The sequence below is a fragment of the Acidaminococcus intestini DSM 21505 genome (assembly GCF_000425045.1).
Lineage (GTDB): Bacteria > Bacillota > Negativicutes > Acidaminococcales > Acidaminococcaceae > Acidaminococcus > Acidaminococcus intestini.
In genome coordinates, this window is sequence record NZ_AULA01000052.1 from 1 (window position 1) to 3,687 (window position 3,687).

Annotated in this window: 8 protein-coding genes; all 8 read left to right on the plus strand. The window is 49.0% G+C overall.

Features of this window, described 5'->3' with window-relative positions; all coding sequences use genetic code 11:
- The coding region (locus H503_RS12335; protein ID WP_155877849.1) for an EF-Tu C-terminal domain-related protein at positions 1 to 94 on the plus strand (94 nt) is incomplete at its 5' end.
- 138 nt (positions 95 to 232) lie between these two features.
- A complete protein-coding gene (gene rpmG / locus H503_RS0110830; protein WP_009016449.1) occupies positions 233 to 397 on the plus strand; it encodes a 50S ribosomal protein L33 in 165 nt (54 codons plus the stop codon).
- A 12-nt stretch (positions 398 to 409) separates the two neighbouring features.
- On the plus strand, positions 410 to 634 hold the full coding sequence (secE, locus tag H503_RS0110835) for a preprotein translocase subunit SecE (RefSeq protein WP_009016450.1): 225 nt from the start codon (positions 410 to 412) through the stop codon (positions 632 to 634).
- A 2-nt stretch (positions 635 to 636) separates the two neighbouring features.
- Positions 637 to 1,194, plus strand: coding sequence for a transcription termination/antitermination protein NusG (gene nusG, locus H503_RS0110840; protein ID WP_009016451.1), 558 nt, complete (start codon positions 637 to 639; stop codon positions 1,192 to 1,194).
- Positions 1,195 to 1,213: 19 nt separating this feature from the next.
- Complete coding sequence (gene rplK, locus H503_RS0110845) at positions 1,214 to 1,639, plus strand: 50S ribosomal protein L11 (RefSeq protein WP_009016452.1); 426 nt, start codon at positions 1,214 to 1,216, stop codon at positions 1,637 to 1,639.
- Between the two features lie 59 nt (positions 1,640 to 1,698).
- On the plus strand, positions 1,699 to 2,400 hold the full coding sequence (rplA, locus tag H503_RS0110850; RefSeq protein ID WP_009016453.1) for a 50S ribosomal protein L1: 702 nt from the start codon (positions 1,699 to 1,701) through the stop codon (positions 2,398 to 2,400).
- A 162-nt stretch (positions 2,401 to 2,562) separates the two neighbouring features.
- On the plus strand, positions 2,563 to 3,096 hold the full coding sequence (rplJ, locus tag H503_RS0110855) for a 50S ribosomal protein L10 (protein WP_014129082.1): 534 nt from the start codon (positions 2,563 to 2,565) through the stop codon (positions 3,094 to 3,096).
- A 60-nt stretch (positions 3,097 to 3,156) separates the two neighbouring features.
- A complete protein-coding gene (rplL, locus tag H503_RS0110860; RefSeq protein WP_009016455.1) occupies positions 3,157 to 3,525 on the plus strand; it encodes a 50S ribosomal protein L7/L12 in 369 nt (122 codons plus the stop codon).
- Positions 3,526 to 3,687 lie beyond the last annotated feature (162 nt).

Genomic DNA, 3,687 nt, shown 5'->3' on the forward strand with positions numbered 1-3,687 from the left:
CACTCCGATTGCTATCGAAAAAGGTCTGCGCTTTGCTATCCGCGAAGGCGGCCGTACCGTTGGCGCTGGTGTTGTTACCGAAATCGAAGAATAATTGAGCCGCAGAGGCCTAGGATGTGGGACCGACACAGGACAGGTCGGTCCCACATTTTTATGTTGACATCTGCATCCTTGTATGATAGTCTATATAGGCAACTTTGAGGGATTTTGAATGTAAGTGAGGTGTTAAAACATGGCTGCGAACAACAATCGTATTGGTATTACCCTGGCCTGCACCGAGTGCAAACAGCGCAACTACCAGACCACGAAGAATAAGAAGAACGATACGGACCGTATCGAAATCAAGAAGTACTGCAAATTCTGCAAAAAGCACACTTTGCATAAAGAAACGAAATAAGGTGGAGCAATTATGGCATCGACTCAACTCACTCCCGATGTAAAAAGCTCCGGCGGAGCGTTGGGGTTCTTCCGGGATGTGAAGAACGAAATGAAAAAGGTAGCTTGGCCCAATCGGCGGGAACTGGGTGGATATACGGCAACGGTCATTGTTGCTGCCATCACGTCGTCCCTCTTAATTTGGGCAATTGATGCTGTCTTCTCCGTACTGTTCCGTTTAGTGATGGGAGTGCAATAAGCATGGAAGGTCAAAGACACTGGTATGTCATTCATACCTATTCCGGGTATGAAAACAAAGTGAAACTGAATTTGGAGAGTAAGGTCCATTCCCTAGGGATGGAAGACATGATTTTCCAGGTTCTCGTCCCCATGCAGGACGAACTAGAAACCAAAGACGACCAGCAGAAGGTTGTGAGCCGCAAGGTATTCCCCGGCTACGTCCTGATTGAAATGATTGTTGACGACCGCACGTGGTACGCTGTCCGCAATACGCCGGGTGTTACCGGTTTTGTCGGCACGGGCACCAAACCCATTCCTTTATCCCCACGCGAAGTAGCGCGTATTCTCGGGAAACAGTCCACTGGGAAGAAGGAAGCTTCCGTGGAAGCTCCGATTCGCATGAAATGCCCCGTTGAATTAGATCAGACCGTTCGTATTAAAGCCCCCGGCTTTAATGATATGGTAGGAACGGTGGCGGAGATCAGCGACGAACAGCAGAAGGTCAAAGTCATGATCGAAATGTTCGGCCGCGTCACTCCGGTTGAAGTCAACTTCTCTCAAGTAGAAGCAATAGAGTAAGATAGGAGGTGGAATTGATATGCCAAAGAAAGTCATTAAGATGGTAAAATTGCAGGTTCCTGCTGGTAAGGCAACTCCGGCACCTCCTGTAGGCCCGGCACTTGGTCAGGCTGGTATCAACATCATGGCCTTCGTCAAGGACTTTAATGCCCGCACCGAAAAACAGGCTGGTCTCATCATCCCTGTTGAAATTACGGTATTCGAAGACCGTTCCTTTACCTTCATCACGAAGACTCCTCCCGCTGCTGTCCTTCTGAAAAAGGCCGCTGGTATCGATAAAGCTTCCGGCGAACCAAACAAGAACAAAGTAGCGACGATCAAACGTGACAAAGTCAAGGAAATCGCTGAAACCAAAATGAAGGACCTGAACGCTGCAGACGTTGAAGCTGCTATGCGCATGGTCGAAGGCACTGCCCGCAGCATGGGTATTGTCGTAGAAGACTGATTTGAGTCTCAATCAGTGGGAGGCGAAAGCCGCTCGCACCACTAGGAGGAAAAAGTACAATGACTAAAGCTGGTAAGAAGTATACCGATGCTGCAAAGCTGATCGAAGCTGGCAAGGCATATACTCCGAAAGAAGCTGTTGAACTGGTTAAAAAGACTTCCGTCACCAAATTCGACAGCACTGTTGAATGCTCCGTTCGCCTCGGTGTCGATCCGAAGTATGCTGACCAACAGGTCCGCGGTGCTCTGGTTCTGCCCCATGGTACTGGTAAATCCAAGACTGTTCTTGTTTTTGCCCGCGGTGCAAAAGCTCAGGAAGCTCAGGATGCAGGTGCTGACTTTGTTGGTGCTGAAGAGCTCGCTGACAAGATCAAAGGCGGCTGGTTCGACTTTGACGTCTGCGTAGCAACGCCTGACATGATGGGTGTGGTTGGCCGCCTTGGTAAACTCCTCGGTCCTAAAGGCCTCATGCCGAACCCAAAAGTCGGAACGGTTACCATGGATGTAACCCGTGCCGTAAATGAAATCAAAGCTGGTAAGATTGAGTACCGTACCGATAAAGCCGGTAACGTACAGACCTCTATCGGCAAGGTTTCCTTTGATGCTGATAAACTGCTGGATAACTATATTACCCTGATCTCCACGCTGATCAAAGTAAAACCCTCCGGCGCAAAAGGCCAGTATATCAAGAGTGTTACCCTGTCCACCACCATGGGCCCTGGCGTACACATCGATGTGCTGAAAGCCGACAGCAACAAGTAATCAATTCGAAAATGACCATCGGACCGCAGACAGTAGGTGCGTAAGCCTAACGTTACAAAACGCCTGCCTAGGTCGGAGTGTTTGGATAAATACGACCTCCGGCGGCCTGCCGAGAGGTCTTTTCATTGATTCATATATCTAAACGCAAGGAGGTGTTTCTTGATGCATAGCATTCGTCCTGAAAAGGCTGCGAAAGTATCCGAACTCAAGGATCTGATGACTGGCTCCAAAGGTGTCATTCTCGTTGACTACTGCGGTCTGACCGTAGCAGAAGACACGGATCTGAGAAGAAAGATGCGTGAAGCTGGTGTAACGTACATGGTTGCGAAAAACACCTTCGTCCGTATCGCTGCTAAAGAAGCAGGAATCGAAGGGCTTGACAGTTTCCTCGAACACAACACGGCATTGGCATTTTCTGCTGAAGATCCTGTTGCTCCTGCTAAGATCCTTTCCGAATTCGCAAAGGACCACAAAGCCCTTGAAATCAAAGCTGGTATCCTTGATGGTGCCGTCATCGGTCTTGACGAAGTCAAAGCCCTGGCAGATTTGCCGAGCCGCGAAGTCCTGCTTGCCAAACTCATCGGCAGCATGCAGGCCCCGATTTCTGGACTCGTCAACGTCCTTCACGGTACGCTGCGTAACTTTGTTTACGTTGTCGACGCCGTTCGTCAAAAGAAAGAACAGGAATCTGCCTAATGGTTGGTTCGATTCTGCGACCTAAACATATTCTATTTAAAAATTTTGGAGGAATTTAAAATGACTAAAGAAGAAATCATGCAAGCCATTGAGAGCATGACTGTGCTCGAACTCGCTGACCTCGTTAAGGCTATGGAAGAAAAATTCGGCGTTAGCGCTGCTGCTCCTGTAGCTGTTGCTGCTGCTCCTGCTGCCGGCGGTGCTGCTGCTGCTGAAAAGACCGAATTCGATGTTGTCCTGACTGACTGCGGTGCCAGCAAGATCAACGTAATCAAGGTTGTTCGTGAACTGACCGGCCTGGGCCTGAAAGAAGCCAAAGCCGCTGTTGATTCCGCTCCTAACACCCTGAAGGAAGGCGTTTCCAAGGCTGATGCTGAAGCTATGAAAGCTAAGCTGGAAGAAGCTGGCGCTAAGGTTGAACTGAAATAATCTTGGCTGATTGAAAAAGACTGCAGAGGAGTTTCCTCTGCAGTCTTTTTTGGTTCTATAATAAATGTGGTTCTTTGTCAAATTTTGGGGTGCTAAAGTGTCTATGCACTCCTGGAGAGGACATGCACTGAATACAGTGCGTGTCCTTTTTCGTTGCGTGTG